Below are 15,946 nucleotides of genomic sequence, written 5' to 3'. Positions count from 1 at the left end.
GCGAGCGACATCGCCTACGCGCGGAGCGACCGCACGCGCTAGAAGGTGAAGACCTGCGGCAGCAGCGGGTCGATGCCCACCGCGATGAACAGCAGCGTCAGGTACGTGATCGAGCTGTGGAACACCCGCATCGGCTGCACGTGTTCCACGTGCTGGATCGCCCGCGAGTACAGCCGGTGCGACTCGACGACGAACCAGATCCCGCCAGCCAGCGCCACGACCGTGTAGAGCGGCCCCATGTGCGCGACGGGGATGAGCAGCAGCGAGCAGACCAACGTCGCCCACGCGTACAGCACGACCTGGAGCCCCACGACCGTGCGGCCCCGGACGACGGCGAGCATCGGCACGTCGGCGGCGTCGTAGTCGTCGCGGTACTTCATCGACAGTGGCCAGTAGTGCGGCGGCGTCCAGAGGAAGATCACCATGAAGAGGATGACGGGCGCCCAGGACAGCGACCCGGTCACGCCCGCCCAGCCGATGAGCACGGGCATGCAGCCGGCCGATCCGCCCCAGACGATGTTCTGCGGGGTGCGGCGCTTGAGCCACAGCGTGTAGACGAACACGTAGATGAGGATCGCGACGACGCTGAGCGCGGCGGCGAGCCAGTTCACGAGGAACCCGAGCACTGCGGTGGACAGGATGCCGAGCACCCACGAGAAGACGAACGCTTCGCGGTCGGAGAGTTCGCCGGTGACGAGCGGACGCGCGCTCGTCCGCTTCATCAGCCGGTCGATGTCGCGGTCGATGTAGCAGTTGAAGGCCGAGGCGGACCCCGCCGACATCGCGCCGCCGAGCATCGTCCAGAAGACCAGCCAGAGGTCCGGGACGCCGCGCTCGGCGAGGAACATCGTCGGTGCCGTGGTGACGAGCAGCAGCTCCATGACCCGCGGCTTCGTCAGCGAGACGTACGCGCGGACCTTGCGGGACAGCGTCGAGCGGGGTCGATCGGTGTCGGGCCGGGTCACGGTGGCAGTCGGCAAGGGAACCTCAGTCTGTTCGCGTCAGCTCGCACGCTCGGTGGACGGCTCCGTCGTCGTCGGGGCGTGCGTCGACCCGGAATGCTCACGGGTCCCTGACAGTTTACGTGATCGAGGCGCCGCGACGATGCCCCGCCCCGCCATCCGGGACAACCGGTGTCACCTGAACCCCTTCTGAGTGCATGGTCACTATGCTGGACCTGCCCTCCCGCAGTGCGTGCCCCGATGACGTCGGCCGCGAAGCGCCGGTCGGCCGCCGCGAGACGGCGACACGACTCAGGCCCCCGGGATGGCGATCATGTCCGTGCGATGGCACGAGCCCTCGCACATGTCGCATCAATGAAGGGTCAACATCCAAGTGGCTGAATTCACCTGGGACGCCATCGACAGGAAGGCCGTCGACACGGCCCGCGTACTCGCCGCCGACTCGGTCGAGGCCGCCGGCAACGGTCACCCCGGCACCGCGATGAGCCTCGCGCCGGTCGCCCACCTGCTCTTCCAGAAGGTGATGCGTCGCGACCCCAGCGACTCCACCTGGATCGGCCGCGACCGCTTCATCCTCTCCGCCGGCCACGCCTCGATCCTGCAGTACGTGCAGTTCTACCTGCACGGCTACGGCCTCGAGCTCGAGGACCTGCAGCACCTCCGCAAGTGGGGTTCGAAGACCCCGGGTCACCCGGAGTACGGCCACACCGACGGCGTCGAGATCACCACCGGCCCGCTCGGCCAGGGCCTCGCCAGCGCCGTGGGCTTCGGCTACGCGCAGCGCTTCGAGCGCGGTCTGTTCGACCCGGAGACCGCCGACGGCGAGTCGCCGTTCGACCACTTCACCTACGTGATCGCCGGTGACGGCGACATGCAGGAGGGCGTCACGAACGAGGCCGCGAGCCTCGCCGGCCGCCAGCAGCTCGGTCGTCTGGTGGTCTTCTACGACTCGAACCAGATCTCGATCGAGGACGACACCGACATCTCCTTCTCGGAGGACGTCGCCGCCCGCTACGAGGCGCTCGGCTGGCACGTCCAGACCGTCGACTGGAAGAAGACCGGCGAGTACTCCGAGGACGTCGAGTCCCTGTACGCAGCGATCGAGGCCGCCAAGGCCGAGACCGGCAAGCCGTCGCTCATCGTCCTCAAGACGATCATCGGCTGGCCGTCGCCGACCAAGCAGAACTCCGGCAAGATCCACGGTTCCGCGCTCGGCGGCGAGGAGCTGAAGGGCCTCAAGGAGGTCCTCGGCTTCGACCCGGAGCAGACCTTCCACGTGGACCCCGAGGTCCTCGAGTACACCCGTGGCGCCATCGCCAAGGGCCAGGGCGAGCACGCCGAATGGCAGAAGACCTTCGACGCGTGGGCCACGGCCAACCCGGAGAAGAAGGCGATCCTCGATCGCATCAACGCGGGCGAGCTGCCCGAAGGGCTCGAAGAAGCACTCCCGGTCTTCCCGACCGACAAGGCCGTCTCGACCCGCGCCGCCTCCGGCAAGGTCATCAACGCCATCGCGCCGCTCATGCCCGAGTTCTGGGGCGGTTCGGCGGACCTCGCCGAGTCGAACCTCACCACGATCGAGGGCGCCAAGTCCTTCGGTCCGGCCGAGGCGTCGACCAAGGCCTGGACGACCGACCCGTACGGCCGCGTGCTGCACTTCGGCATCCGCGAGCACGCCATGGGCTCGATCCTGTCCGGCATCGTCCTGCACGGGAACACCCGCCCGTTCGGCGGCACCTTCCTCATCTTCAGCGACTACATGCGCCCGGCGGTCCGCCTCGCGGCCCTCATGAAGGCGCCGGCGATCTACGTCTGGACACACGACTCCATCGCTCTCGGCGAGGACGGCCCCACGCACCAGCCGATCGAGCAGCTCAGCGCGCTCCGCGCCATCCCGGGCCTGGACGTCGTCCGCCCGGCCGACGCCAACGAGGTCGCGTACGCCTGGCTCGAGATGCTCAAGCACCACGACCGCCCGGCCGGTATCGCGTTGAGCCGTCAGAACCTGCCGGTGTTCGAGCGCGGCGAGGGCGACGCCTCCGGCGACACGCTCGCCTCGGCGAAGAACGTCGCCAAGGGCGCGTACATCCTGGCCGAGGCGCCGAACGGCACCCCGGACGTGATCCTCATCGCCACCGGCTCCGAGGTGCAGATCGCCGTCGACGCGCGCGAGCAGCTCAAGGGCGAGGGCATCAACGCCCGCGTCGTGAGCGCGCCGTCCCTCGAGTGGTTCCGCGCCCAGTCCGAGAACTACCAGGACCAGGTGCTCCCCAAGGACGTCACCGCACGCGTGTCGGTCGAGGCCGGCATCGCCATGAGCTGGCGCGACATCGTCGGCGACAAGGGCCGCAGCGTCTCGATCGAGCACTTCGGTGCCTCGGCCGACTACCAGACGCTCTTCAAGGAGTTCGGCTTCACGACGGAACACGTCGTGGCCGCCGCGAAGGAATCCATCGCAGCATCCTGAGTCGAAGGGCCGGGTCCGGTTCGCCGGGTCCGGCCCTTCCCTCCGACGGGAGGCACGACGCGGCTCCGCCCCTCGCCTCCGGTCCCCCAGACCACGACTTCACGGCCTCACCGGCCGGTCGATGAAAGAAGAAGAGAAACACATGGCTGACAACACCCCCACCGCCGCCCTCTCCGCGGTCGGCGTGAGCATCTGGCTCGACGACCTGTCGCGCGAACTGCTCGAGACCGGCAAGCTCGAGCAGCTCATCGCCGAGAAGAACGTCGTCGGCGTCACGACGAACCCCACCATCTTCGCCTCGGCCCTCGCCAAGGGCGAGCGCTACGACGCGCAGGTCAAGGAGCTCGCGGCCGCGGGCACCGACGTGACCGCCGCGATCTTCGAGATCACCACGCAGGACGTCGCGAACGCGTCCGACGTGTTCAAGCCGATCTACGACGAGACCAAGGGCTTCGACGGCCGCGTCTCGATCGAGGTCGAGCCGGGCCTCGCGCACGAGACCGCCAAGACCATCGAGCAGGCGAAGTTCCTGTTCGACAAGGTCGGCAAGGAGAACGTCCTCATCAAGATCCCGGCGACGCTCGAGGGCCTCGAGGCGATCACCGAGGTCATCGCCGCCGGCATCTCCGTCAACGTCACCCTGATCTTCTCGCTCGAGCGCTACCGCGCGGTCATCGACGCGTACCTGGGCGGGCTCGAGAAGGCCAGGGCCGCCGGTCACGACCTCTCGAAGATCCACTCGGTCGCCTCGTTCTTCGTGTCCCGCGTCGACTCCGAGATCGACAAGCGCCTCGACGCCGTCGGCACCGACGAGGCCAAGGCCCTCAAGTCGAAGGCCGGCATCGCGAACGCGCAGCTCGCCTACCAGGTGTGGACCGAGGCCTTCGCCTCGGAGCGCGCCCTCGGCCTGCTCGAGGCCGGTGCGAACACGCAGCGTCCGCTCTGGGCCTCGACCGGCGTCAAGGACCCGTCGCTGCCCGACACGCTCTACGTGACCGAGCTGGCCGCGCCGAGCACCGTCAACACCATGCCGGGCAAGACGCTCGACGCCACCTTCGACCACGGCGAGATCCACGGCGACGCGATCGCCGGCTCCTTCGACGCCGCGCAGGAGGTCCTCGACCAGCTCGCCGCGCAGGGCATCGACTACGACGACGTCGTGGCACTGCTCGAGAAGGAGGGCGTCGACAAGTTCAACGTCTCGTGGGGCGAGCTCGTCGACACCGTGAAGAACGCCCTCGAGGGCGCCAAGTAGTGACGGTTTCCATCGCCGCCAGCGGCGACGCGGCGCGGGCCATCGACCAGGTGGTCCCGCGTCTCGTCGCCGACCTGGTGGCCTCGGGCATCACCGCCCAGGACCCCGAGCTGTGGGGTCCGGCTGCCGAGACCGAGGCGTCGAAGCGCCTCGGCTGGGTGGAGGCCGTCTCGGTCTCCCGCCCGCTCGTCGCCGAGGTCGTCGCCCTGCGCGACCGCTTGCGTGCCGATGGGGTCGACCACGTCGTCCTCGCCGGCATGGGCGGCTCGTCGCTCGCGCCCGAGGTCATCACGAGGACGTCGGGCGTCCCGCTCACCGTCCTCGACTCCACGGATCCGGCGCAGGTCCGTGCCGCGGTCGAACACCGGCTGGACCGCACCGTGCTCGTCGTGTCCTCCAAGTCGGGGTCGACCCTCGAGACCGACTCCCAGCGCCGTGTGTACGAGCAGGCGTTCCGCGATGCCGGCATCGACCCGGCGACCCGCATCGTCGTCGTCACCGACCCGGGCTCCCCGCTCGAGGCCGAGGCGACCGCGGCCGGCTACCGGGTCTTCGCCGCCGATCCCAACGTCGGCGGCCGCTACTCGGCGCTGACGGCGTTCGGCCTCGTGCCCTCCGGTCTCGCCGGCGCGGACATCGAGGAGCTCCTCGACGAGGCGGACGCCATCTCCGCGCTGCTGGCCGTCGACACCGACGAGAACCCGGGCCTCGTGCTCGGCGCCGTCCTCGGCGGGACCGAGCCGCTGCGCGACAAGATCGGCATCGTCCCGGACGGCACCCACATCGTCGGCTTCGGCGACTGGGTGGAGCAGCTGATCGCCGAGTCCACCGGCAAGAGCGGTCGAGGCCTGCTCCCGGTCGTGCTCGACGTCGACTCCCCCGAGGTCACCGCCGGCCTTCCCGACCTGCAGATCGTCCGGCTCGTCGGCTCCCGCGAGGAAGAACGGCACGTCGCCGAGGGCGAGGTCGAGATCGCCGGCACGCTCGGCGGTCAGCTCCTCGTGTGGGAGTACGCCGTGGCGGTCGCCGGGCGTCTGCTCGGCATCGACCCGTTCGACCAGCCCGACGTCGAGGCCGCCAAGGCCGCGGCACGTGCCCTGCTGGACGACCGTCCGGCGCCGACCGAACCCGCGTTCACCGAGGACGGCATCGCCGTCCGCGCGACCGAGGGACTGCCGGTCGGGAGCACGCTCGCAGAAGCCGTGACGAGCCTCCTGGCCCAGATCGACGCGACCGGCTACCTGGCCGTGCAGGCCTACGTGGACCGCACGTCGAACCAGGCCCTCGAGTCGCTCCGCGACGTCCTCGCGGCACGCACCGGCCGGCCCGTCACGTTCGGCTACGGCCCGCGCTTCCTGCACTCGACCGGGCAGTACCACAAGGGCGGTCCGGCGAACGGCGTGTTCCTGCAGATCGTGGCCGACGAACCCGACGACCTGGCCATCCCCGGCCGTCCGTTCACGTTCGGCCAGCTCATCCGGGCCCAGGCCTCCGGCGACGCGAGTGTCCTCGCGCAGCACGGTCGCCCGGTCCTGACCCTCACGACGACGGACGTCCCCGCTGCCACCGCAGCCCTGACCTCCGCCGTCACCCTCTGACTCTCGAAGGAGTTCACCGACTCATGTCACCGGTGGCAATCACCCCGGAGCACAACCCGCTCCGGCTGCCGACGGATCGTCGACTGAACCGGATCGCGGGACCCAGCACCCTCATCATCTTCGGCGTGACGGGCGACCTGTCCCGCAAGAAGCTGATGCCCGCGGTCTACGACCTGGCGAACCGGGGGCTCCTGCCGCCCGGGTTCGCCCTCGTCGGGTTCGCTCGGCGTGACTGGGAGGACCAAGACTTCTCCCAGCTCGTCCACGACGCCGTCCAGGAACACTCGCGCACCCCGTTCGACGAGGACGTCTGGCGTCAGCTCGAACAGGGCATCCGGTTCGTGCAGGGGTCCTTCGACGACCCCGAGGCGTTCCGCGAGCTCAAGCGGACCGTCGACGACCTCGACGCCGAGCGCGGAACGCTGGGGAACCACGCGTTCTACCTCTCGATCCCCCCGAAGATGTTCCCGGTCGTCACCGAGCAGCTCAAGCTGTCCGGTCTGACCGCGAAGCACGAGGACTCGTGGAGCCGTGTGGTCGTCGAGAAGCCCTTCGGCTCCGACCTCCGCACCGCTCGCGAGCTCAACGCGATCGTCGAGAGCGTGTTCGCTCCGGACGACGTGTTTCGCATCGACCACTACCTCGGCAAGGAGACCGTCCAGAACCTCCTGACGCTGAGGTTCGCGAACCAGATGTACGAACCCATCTGGAACTCGAACTACGTGGACCACGTGCAGATCACGATGGCCGAGGACATCGGCGTCGCCGGACGTGCCGCGTACTACGACGGCATCGGAGCGGCGCGCGACGTCATCCAGAACCACCTCCTGCAGCTCCTCGCGCTCACCGCGATGGAGGAGCCCGTCTCGTTCAAGGCCGCGGACCTCCGCGCCGAGAAGGAGAAGGTGCTCTCCGCCGTCCGTCTCCCCGCGGACCTCGCCACGGCGACCGCGCGCGGGCAGTACGCCGGCGGCTGGCAGGGCGGCGAGAAGGTGCTGGGCTTCCTCGAGGAAGCCGGCATGAACCCGGAGTCCCACACGGAGACGTACGCGGCGATCAAGCTCGACATCGCCACGCGCCGCTGGCAGGGCGTGCCGTTCTACCTGCGCGCCGGCAAGCGTCTCGGCCGCCGCGTGACCGAGATCGCGATCGTGTTCAAGCGCGTCCCCGAGGACGTCTTCGGCATCCCGCAGTCGCCGCTCGGCCAGAACGCGCTCGTCATCCGGGTGCAGCCGGACGAGGGCGTCACGCTCCGCTTCGGCTCGAAGGTCCCCGGCGTCGGCACCCAGGTGCGCGACGTGACGATGGACTTCGGCTACGGCCACGCGTTCACCGAGGCCTCGCCGGAGGCGTACGAACGACTCATCCTCGACGTGCTCCTCGGCGACCCGCCCCTGTTCCCCCGTCACCAAGAGGTGGAACTGTCGTGGAAGATCCTCGATCCGATCGAGGAGTTCTGGGCCACGCAGGGCCAGCCCGAGCAGTACCGTCCCGGCACGTGGGGCCCGGCGTCCGCCGATGCCCTGCTCGCCCGCGACGGCCGGACCTGGAGGCGTCCATGAAGATCGACCTGCCGAACACCACGGTCTCGAAGATCCAGAAGAAGCTCGTCCACATCCGCGAGGAGGGCGGCGCCGTCGCCCTCGGTCGCGTCCTGACCCTCATCATCTCGACGGCCCTCGGCCACGAGGAAGAGGCGATCGAGGCCGCGAACGAGGCCTCGCGCGAGCACCCGATGCGCGTCATCATCGTGTCGAAGAACAACGGCGACACGAAGTCGCCCGGTCGTCTCGACGCGCAGATCCGCGTCGGCAGCGACGCGGGTGCGAGCGAGGTCATCGTCCTCCGCGCCTACGGCGAGACCGCGACCGACGAGGAGAGCCTGGTCACCGGACTCCTGCTGCCGGACGCGCCCGTCGTGGCCTGGTGGCCGCAGACCGCGCCGGACCAGCCGTCCGCGTCCGCGCTGGGCCGCATCGCGCAGCGACGGATCACCGACGCCGCCGCGCAGAAGGACCCGAACCGTGCGATCGAGGCGCTCGGTGCCTCGTACGTGCCGGGCGACACGGACTTCGCGTGGACCCGCCTCACCCTCTGGCGGAACCAGCTCGCCGCGGCGCTCGACCAGCCGCCGTACGAACCGGTCACCGCGGTGGAGGTCTCGGGCGCGTCGGACAGCCCGTCGACGATCCTCCTCGCCGCGTGGCTGCAGCTGCGGCTCGAGGTGCCGGTGGCCGTCGTCACGTCGCCCCGCGCGACCGGGTCGAGCGGCATCCACGGCGTCAAGCTCGTGCGCGAGTCCGGCACCATCGAGCTCGAGCGCTCCCTCGTGGACGTCGCGACGCTCTCGATGCCCGGACAGCCGACCCACGACCTGTCGCTGCCGCGCCGCAACCTGCGCGACTGCCTGGCCGAGGAACTCCGTAGACTCGACCCGGACGTCCTCTTCGGAGACGTCGTCAAGCACGGGGTCGCCCAGCTGCGCGAGACGATCGCGGGCTGAGCGAACCCCACACGACCGGGCCTCCCGCACACGCAGGGGGCCCGGTCGGACCGAAGGCGGTCGTACTACCGGTCGGCCGCCACGAACACGGGAGTCACGTGACCAACGAACGGCGGGTGCTGGTGCACCCGGACAAGCAGGCCCTCGGCGCTTCGGTCGCCGCACGCTTCATCACGAAGATCATCGACGTGCTCGACGAGCAGGAGCGCGCGGACATCGCCATCAGCGGCGGTTCGGTGTCGTCGCTCGTCCTCGCCGCGATCGGCCAGTCGCCGGCCCGCGAGAGCGTGGACTGGTCGAAGGTGCACGTGTGGTGGGTCGACGAGCGCTGGGTGCCGGCGGGCGACGCCGAACGCAACATCACCGGCACGCAGACCGACTTCTTCGACCACGTCGACATCCCGGAGTCGAACATCCACCCGATCGCCGCGTCCGACGCGGGGATCAGCATCGACGAGGCCGCGGCGCAGTACGAGCGCGAACTGCAGGAGGCGGCTCCCGAGGGTGCCGTCGCACCGCGGTTCGACATCACGCTGCTCGGCGTCGGCCCGGACGGGCACACCGCGTCGCTGTTCCCCGAGTTCCCGCAGCTCGACGTCACCGACCGCGCCGTGCTCTCCGTCGACGACTCCCCCAAGCCGCCGCCGCAGCGTCTGACGCTCACCTTCCCGGTGATCAACGCGTCGCAGCGGGTCTGGGTGATCCTGTCGGGTGCCGAGAAGGCGTCCGTGCTCGGTCTCGCCCTCGCGGGCGCCGCGGTGGACGAGGTGCCGGTCGGCGGCGTCCAGGGTCGCAAGCGCACCGTGTTCTTCGTGGACCAGGACGCCGCGCGCGACGTCCCCGAGAACCTCATCGCGTCGACGTACTAGACGCGACCCCCTGACGGACGGGAGGCGCGGTGCCGGCTGGCACCGCGCCTCCCGTCCGATTCGTGGTCCGGTCTCGGGCCGCGCACGGCGTGTCGTGCGACCTCAGCCACAACGACGAAGGCCCCCGCACCATCGGTGCGGGGGCCTCCGGACGTCGAGTGCGACTACTTCGCGGTGCCGCGACGTTCGCGGAGCTGCTGCAGGGCGTCTTCGAGGAGCTGCGCCGCCTCTTCCTCGGTGCGGCGCTCCTTCACGTACGCGAGGTGCGTCTTGTAGGGCTCGGTCTTCGCGACCTGCGGCGGGTTCTCCTTGTCGCGACCAGCCGGGAGGCCGGTCGACGGCGAATCCACCGTCTCGGGGATCTCCTCGTCAGGAAGGCCGGCGGCGAAGTACCGCACGACCTCGTTGCCGAGGGCGTCCCAGTACGAGATCGCCACCCGCTCGGCCTGGACCCCGCGGTCCTGCTCTCCCATCGGACCCGCGCCGACGCGCGAACCCCGGATTGCACTGCCTCCGGTTGCCATGGATCAGCTCCCCGCCGTGAACTTGTTGATGAGACCGAGCACGATGATCGACACGATCCAGACCAGACCGAGGATCACCGTGATGCGGTTGAGGTTGCGCTCGGCGACGCCGGACGCCCCGAGGTTGCTCGTCACGCCGCCGCCGAACATGTCGGAGAGGCCGCCACCGCGACCCTTGTGCAGCAGGATGAGGAGCGTGAGCAGGAGGCTCGTGATTGCGAGCAGGACCTGCAGCACGACGGAGAGAATCGCCACGACGTACCTTTCGTGTCAGTCAGCCATCCGAGTATACCGGGGACGAGTCCGTCCCACGGCGCGAACGGCCGGGCGTGGAACAGGCCGGCCGCGGGCAGCGACCGGCCTGTTCCAGCTGGGTCAGAGTCCGACGTGCTGCCGGAAGCGCGCGATCGCCGCGAACTCCTGCACGTCGAGGGAGGCGCCGCCGACGAGGGCGCCGTCGATGTCGGGCTCGCGGAGGAAGCCGGCGATGTTGCCCGACTTCACCGAACCGCCGTACAGCACCCGGGTCGAGCTCGCGATGTCGTCGCCCCAGGCCGCGGCGATCCCGCGACGCAGGGCGGCGCAGTCCTCCTGGGCCTGCTCGGCGGTCGCGGCCTGACCGGATCCGATCGCCCAGACCGGCTCGTACGCGACGACGATCTCGGACGGCTTCACGGCGTCGAGGACGACGCGCAACTGCTCGACCGGCACGACGCCCGCGCCGCGCTCCTCGCGCTCCTCACCGGTCTCGCCGACGCAGACCACCGGCACGAGTCCGTGCTTGACGGCCGCGGCGGTCTTCGCTGCGACGATCTCGTCGGTCTCACCGTGAAGCGTGCGCCGCTCGGAGTGCCCGACGATCACGTACTGCGCGTCGAGGGCGGCGAGGAAGGCACCGGACACGTCGCCCGTGAAGGCGCCCGAGTCGTGCTGCGAGAGGTCCTGCGCGCCGAAGCGGATCGGGAGCTTGTCGGCCGAGATGAGCGTCTGCACGCTGCGGAGGTCGGTGAAGGGCGGGAACACCGCGACCTCGACGTCGTCGAAGTCGTGGCGCGCGTCCTTCAGCGTCCACGCGAGCTTCTGCACCGTGGCGATGGCCTGGAGGTGGTCCAGGTTCATCTTCCAGTTCCCGGCGATGAACGGAGTCCGGCTCATGCAGACCACCCCAGCGCTTCGAGACCCGGGAGCGACTTGCCCTCGAGGAACTCGAGGCTCGCCCCGCCACCGGTCGAGATGTGACCGAACTGGTCGTCCGAGAACCCGAGCGACCGGACGGCAGCAGCGGAGTCGCCGCCACCGACGACGCCGAGGCCGTCGACCTCGGTGAGCGCCTGGGCGACGGTCTTCGTCCCGGCGGCGAACGCCGGGAACTCGAACACCCCCATCGGCCCGTTCCAGAAGACGGTCTTCGAACCCGAGACAGCGGACGCGAAGCGCGCAGCCGTCTCCGGGCCGATGTCGAGGCCGATGCCGTCCGCTCCGAACGACGTCGACTCGATGGCATCGGCGGCCACGATCTCGTGCGAGGCGTCGGCCGAGAAGCCCGATGCCACGACGACGTCCGTCGGCAGGTCGATCGTGACGCCGAGCTCGTCGGCCCGGGCCAGGTAGGACCGGACGGTGTCGAGCTGGTCCGCCTCGAGCAGCGACTTCGCGACCCCGTGGCCCTGGGCCGCGAGGAACGTGAAGAGCATGCCGCCACCGATGCACAGGGTGTCCACCTGCGGCAGGAGGTGGTCGATGACGCCGAGCTTGTCGCTGACCTTCGACCCGCCGAGCACGACCGTGTACGGCCGCTCCGGCGAACTCGTCAGCCGCTCGAGCACGCCGAGCTCGGTCTCGATGAGCGAACCGGCGGCCGACGGCAGCGCCGACGCGAGCTCGTAGACCGAGGCCTGCTTGCGGTGCACGACGCCGAAGCCGTCGGACACGAAGGCGTCCCCGAGGGCCGCGATCCGGTCCGCGAACCCGCCCCGCACTGCGCCGTCCTTCGAGGTCTCCTCCGGGTTGAAGCGGAGGTTCTCGAGCAGCAGGACGTCACCGTCCGCGAGGGCCCCGGCAGCCGCGGTCGCCTCGTCACCGACGGTCTCGCCGACGAACGTGACCTCTTTCCCGAGCAGCTCGGAGAGCCGCTGGGCGACCGGCGCGAGCGAGAACTCCGGCTTGGGCTCGCCGTCGGGGCGGCCCAGGTGGGAGATCACGATGACGCGCGCGCCGGCGTTGATGAGGATGTTCAGGGTGGTCAACGACGCCCGGACGCGGCCGTCGTCCGTGATCACGCCGTCCTTCAGCGGGACGTTGAGATCGCAGCGGACGACGACACGCTTGCCGGCGAGGTCGCCGAGGTCGCCCCAAGCGCCGGGCTTGCCAAGGGTTCGGAGGGCCATGCGTTACAGACGCTCGCCCACGTACTCGGTGAGGTCGACGAGGCGGTTCGAGTAGCCCCACTCGTTGTCGTACCACGACGTGATCTTCACGAGGCCACCGATGACCTTGGTCAGACCGGAGTCGTAGATCGAGGAGTGCGGGTCCGTCGTGATGTCGGTCGACACCAGCGGGTCCTCGCTGTAGAGCAGGATGCCCTTGAGGGGGCCTTCCGCGGCCTCCTTGTAGGCGGCGTTGATCTCGTCGACCGTGACCTCGGCCTTGGTCTCGAGCGTGAGGTCCGTGATCGAGCCGGTGGGGACCGGGACGCGGAGCGCGAAGCCGTCGAGCTTGCCGGCGAGCTCCGGGAGGACGAGGCCGATCGCCTTCGCCGCACCCGTGGAGGTCGGGACGATGTTCAGGGCGGCGGCGCGAGCACGGCGCGGGTCCTTGTGCGGGCCGTCCTGGAGGTTCTGGTCGGCGGTGTAGGCGTGCACCGTCGTCATGAGGCCACGCTCGATGCCGAACTTGTCGTTGAACACCTTGGCGAGCGGCGCGAGGCTGTTCGTGGTGCAGGACGCGTTCGAGATGATGTTGTGGTTGGCCGGGTCGTACTGGTCCTCGTTCACGCCGAGCACGATGGTGACGTCGTCACCCGTGGCGGGGGCGGAGATGATGACCTTCTTGGCGCCCGCGTCGATGTGCTTCTGCGCGTCGGCGGCCTTCGTGAAGAACCCGGTCGACTCGATGACGATGTCGACACCCAGCTCGCCCCAGGGGAGGTTGGCGGGGTCGCGCTCCGCGAGCACCTTGATGGCCTTGCCGTCGACCACGATGTTGTCGCCGTCGAGCTCGACCGTCGCCGGGAGCTTGCCGGTGATGGAGTCGAACTTCAGCAGGTTCGCGAGTGACGCGTTGTCGGTGAGGTCGTTCACCGCCACGATCTCGAGGTCGCTGCCCTTGGCCAGTGCGGCCCGGAAGAAGTTACGGCCGATGCGGCCGAAGCCGTTGATACCGATCTTGACGGTCAATGGATCTCCTGGTGGGTGTGGAGCGCCCGGGGGGCGCTGCTTTTCGGAGTCGAAGGCCCTGCGGGCCCACGTGTGGTGGACGATACGCCCCGTAACGTCGCCGTAACGACCCTAGCAGTCGGACACTGCGCGCCTGTGCGGGATGACGGTCCGTCCGGACGGTCGTGAGCGGTGCGCTGGACGGGACCGAAAACGGACTGGAGGCTCCCCACCGGCACGGCCGGACCGCCGCTGGCGCGTCGCTCCGGAACCGGCGGCGTGGGCCCAGGTGCCAGCCGGCACCGCGCCTCCAGTCCGACGCCGGGAACGTCCGCGATCAGACGCCCTCGAGCTCCTCGGGAACACTCGCCTCGGTGCCCGGGATGCCGAGGTCGGAGGCGCGCTTGTCGGCCATCGCGAGCAGGCGGCGGATCCGTCCGGCGATCGCGTCCTTCGTCATCGGCGGCTCGGCGTGCTGGCCGAGCTCGTCGAGCGACGCGTCACGGTGCTGCAGCCGCAGCGAGCCTGCGTACTTGAGGTGGTCCGGGACCTCCTCGCCGAGGATCTCGAGCGCGCGCTCGACGCGGGCGCACGCGGCGACGGCGGCCTGCGCGGAGCGGCGGAGGTTGGCGTCGTCGAAGTTGACGAGGCGGTTCGCCGTGGCGCGGACCTCGCGGCGCTGGCGCATCTCCTCCCACTCCGCGGTGGTGCGCGCGGCACCCATCACGGTGAGCATCTGGCCGATGGCCTCGCCGTCGCGGATGACGACGCGGTGCACGCCGCGCACCTCGCGCCCCTTGGCGGCGATGCCGAGACGCGATGCGGCGCCGACGAGCGCCATCGCGGCCTCGTTGCCGGGGCAGGTGACCTCGAGCGCCGCCGCACGGCCCGGGTCGGTGAGGGTGCCGGAGGCGAGGAACGCGCCGCGCCAGATCGCGGCGAGGTCCTCGCGGTTGCCCGTGGTCAGCCGGTTCGGCAGCCCGCGGACCGGACGACGACGCGCGTCCATGAGGCCCGTCTGGCGGGCGAGGGTCTCACCGGCCTCGAGCACGCGCACGAGGTACCGGGTGCCACGACGGGCGGACGCGGACGAGCCCACCGACGCCTCGCTCCGCACGCCGTACAGCTCGGCGAGGTCCTTGCGCACGCGGTGCACGATGATCCGGGTGTCGAGTTCGACCTCGACCGCGATCCTGCCCGAGATGACGTGCAGGCCACCCGCGAACCGCAGGATGGTCGCGAGTTCGGCGGCGCGGACCGTGTTCCGGTTCACGACGACCCGGGCCAGTTCGTCCTTGACCTCGGCAGTCAACGGCACAGCATCATTCCTAACGTTTCTTCTGGTGGGGTCCGCGTGCCCGGCGCACGTCGTGTGGAGCGGCCGGAGGGACGGTCACTCCCGGCCGAGATCTCGGTTCTTCACACGCACGGCGACGTCGGGCACCCCGCGGAGGAGGTTCGCCAGCTCGGCGACGATGGCGACCGATCGGTGCTTCCCGCCGGTACAGCCGATGGCGATCGTAGCGTGTCTTTTGTTCTCGCGCTGGTACCCCTCGAGCACCGGCTCGAGCACGGCGGCGTAGCGCTCGACGAACGGACGGGCGCCCGGTTGCGCGAGCACGTAGTCCGAGACGGGGCGGTCCAGCCCCGTGTGCGGGCGGAGTTCCGGCACCCAGTACGGGTTCGGCAGGAACCGCACGTCGGCCACCATGTCGGCGTCGGCGGGCAGCCCGTACTTGAACCCGAAGCTCATCAGCGTCACCTGGACACCCACGAAGTGGTCGTCCGCGAACTGCTCGGTGACCGCGTTCGCGAGCTGGTGGATGTTGAGGTCCGAGGTGTCGATGACCACGTCGGACGCCTCGCGCAGGGCGGCGAGCCGACTCCGTTCGCGCCCGATGCCGTCGAGGAGCGTGTCCTCGCCCTGCAGCGGGTGCGGCCGACGGACCTGCTCGAAGCGCCGTACGAGGACGGCGTCGGTGGCTTCGAGGAACAGCACGCGGACGCGTGCGGACGCGCTCTTCCGCACCTGTTCGACGGCCTGCTCGGGGTCGGTGAAGAACCGTCCGCCGCGGACGTCGACGACGGTCGCGATCTTCGGGATCTTCTCCCCCGCGCGGTCGGCGAGCTCGGTGAGCGGCGCGAGCATCTGCGTCGGCAGGTTGTCGACGACGTACCACCCGAGGTCTTCGAGCGCCTTGCCGACCGTCGAGCGTCCGGCCCCGGACATGCCGGTGACGATGAGGATGTCGTGCTGTTGCGGCGGTCGCGTGGACGCCTGGGCGCTGTCGGTCATCTGGGAGTGGGCTCCGTCGTGGCGGCCCGGGCGCGTCGCCCGGGGAGGTCTCGGCTGCGGGTCAAGGCTACCGTCCAGGGGGTCCCGGGAGGCACGGG

Annotated in this window: 14 protein-coding genes; 6 read left to right on the top strand and 8 right to left on the bottom strand. The window is 70.0% G+C overall.

The features are described from left to right. Positions 1-38: 38 nt before the first annotated feature. A complete protein-coding gene (locus tag HP507_RS03050; RefSeq protein WP_175350409.1) occupies positions 39-965 on the bottom strand; it encodes a heme o synthase in 927 nt (308 codons plus the stop codon). Positions 966-1,335: 370 nt separating this feature from the next. On the opposite strand from HP507_RS03050, the gene tkt reads away from it, so the two are divergent. The 6 genes from tkt (at position 1,336) to pgl (ending at position 9,654) form a co-directional block, all read left to right on the top strand. Then, complete coding sequence (gene tkt, locus HP507_RS03045; RefSeq protein ID WP_175350382.1) at positions 1,336-3,429, top strand: transketolase; 2,094 nt, start codon at positions 1,336-1,338, stop codon at positions 3,427-3,429. Between the two features lie 142 nt (positions 3,430-3,571). After that, on the top strand, positions 3,572-4,684 hold the full coding sequence (gene tal / locus HP507_RS03040) for a transaldolase (RefSeq protein ID WP_175350381.1): 1,113 nt from the start codon (positions 3,572-3,574) through the stop codon (positions 4,682-4,684). Further along, complete coding sequence (locus tag HP507_RS03035; protein WP_175350380.1) at positions 4,684-6,282, top strand: glucose-6-phosphate isomerase; 1,599 nt, start codon at positions 4,684-4,686, stop codon at positions 6,280-6,282. Before tal ends, HP507_RS03035 begins: the two co-directional genes overlap by 1 nt. A gap of 23 nt (positions 6,283-6,305) precedes the next feature. Then, positions 6,306-7,844: a glucose-6-phosphate dehydrogenase gene (zwf, locus tag HP507_RS03030; protein ID WP_175350379.1), complete on the top strand. Its 1,539-nt coding sequence runs from the start codon at positions 6,306-6,308 to the stop codon at positions 7,842-7,844. Further along, positions 7,841-8,785, top strand: a complete 945-nt coding sequence (locus tag HP507_RS03025) for a glucose-6-phosphate dehydrogenase assembly protein OpcA (protein WP_175350378.1) — start codon at positions 7,841-7,843, stop codon at positions 8,783-8,785. Before zwf ends, HP507_RS03025 begins: the two co-directional genes overlap by 4 nt. Before the next feature lie 98 nt (positions 8,786-8,883). Next, entirely contained in the window at positions 8,884-9,654 is a 771-nt protein-coding gene (pgl, locus tag HP507_RS03020; RefSeq protein ID WP_175350377.1) for a 6-phosphogluconolactonase, read from the top strand. Between the two features lie 164 nt (positions 9,655-9,818). On the opposite strand, the gene HP507_RS03015 is transcribed toward pgl, so the two are convergent. From HP507_RS03015 to rapZ, 7 genes are all read right to left on the bottom strand, one after another. Next, positions 9,819-10,178: an RNA polymerase-binding protein RbpA gene (locus tag HP507_RS03015; protein ID WP_175350376.1), complete on the bottom strand. Its 360-nt coding sequence runs from the start codon at positions 10,176-10,178 to the stop codon at positions 9,819-9,821. Between the two features lie 3 nt (positions 10,179-10,181). Next, positions 10,182-10,433, bottom strand: a complete 252-nt coding sequence (gene secG / locus HP507_RS03010) for a preprotein translocase subunit SecG (RefSeq protein ID WP_058727797.1) — start codon at positions 10,431-10,433, stop codon at positions 10,182-10,184. A 120-nt stretch (positions 10,434-10,553) separates the two neighbouring features. Continuing rightward, positions 10,554-11,333 (bottom strand): triose-phosphate isomerase, encoded by a 780-nt coding sequence (tpiA, locus tag HP507_RS03005; protein ID WP_175350375.1) that lies wholly within the window; start codon positions 11,331-11,333, stop codon positions 10,554-10,556. Beyond that, entirely contained in the window at positions 11,330-12,565 is a 1,236-nt protein-coding gene (locus HP507_RS03000) for a phosphoglycerate kinase (protein ID WP_175350374.1), read from the bottom strand. The genes tpiA and HP507_RS03000 overlap by 4 nt, the downstream gene beginning before the upstream one ends. Positions 12,566-12,568: 3 nt before the next feature. After that, a complete protein-coding gene (gap, locus tag HP507_RS02995) occupies positions 12,569-13,573 on the bottom strand; it encodes a type I glyceraldehyde-3-phosphate dehydrogenase (protein ID WP_175350373.1) in 1,005 nt (334 codons plus the stop codon). Between the two features lie 316 nt (positions 13,574-13,889). Continuing rightward, positions 13,890-14,870 (bottom strand): DNA-binding protein WhiA, encoded by a 981-nt coding sequence (whiA, locus tag HP507_RS02990; protein ID WP_175350372.1) that lies wholly within the window; start codon positions 14,868-14,870, stop codon positions 13,890-13,892. Positions 14,871-14,945: 75 nt separating this feature from the next. Continuing rightward, complete coding sequence (gene rapZ, locus HP507_RS02985) at positions 14,946-15,848, bottom strand: RNase adapter RapZ (RefSeq protein WP_175350371.1); 903 nt, start codon at positions 15,846-15,848, stop codon at positions 14,946-14,948. Between the last annotated feature and the right edge of the window lie 98 nt (positions 15,849-15,946).

Source organism: Curtobacterium pusillum, assembly GCF_013359865.1.
Taxonomy (GTDB): Bacteria; Actinomycetota; Actinomycetes; order Actinomycetales; family Microbacteriaceae; genus Curtobacterium; species Curtobacterium pusillum.
Note: the sequence above shows the minus strand (reverse complement) of the source record. Positions and strands in the feature narration are given on the sequence as shown.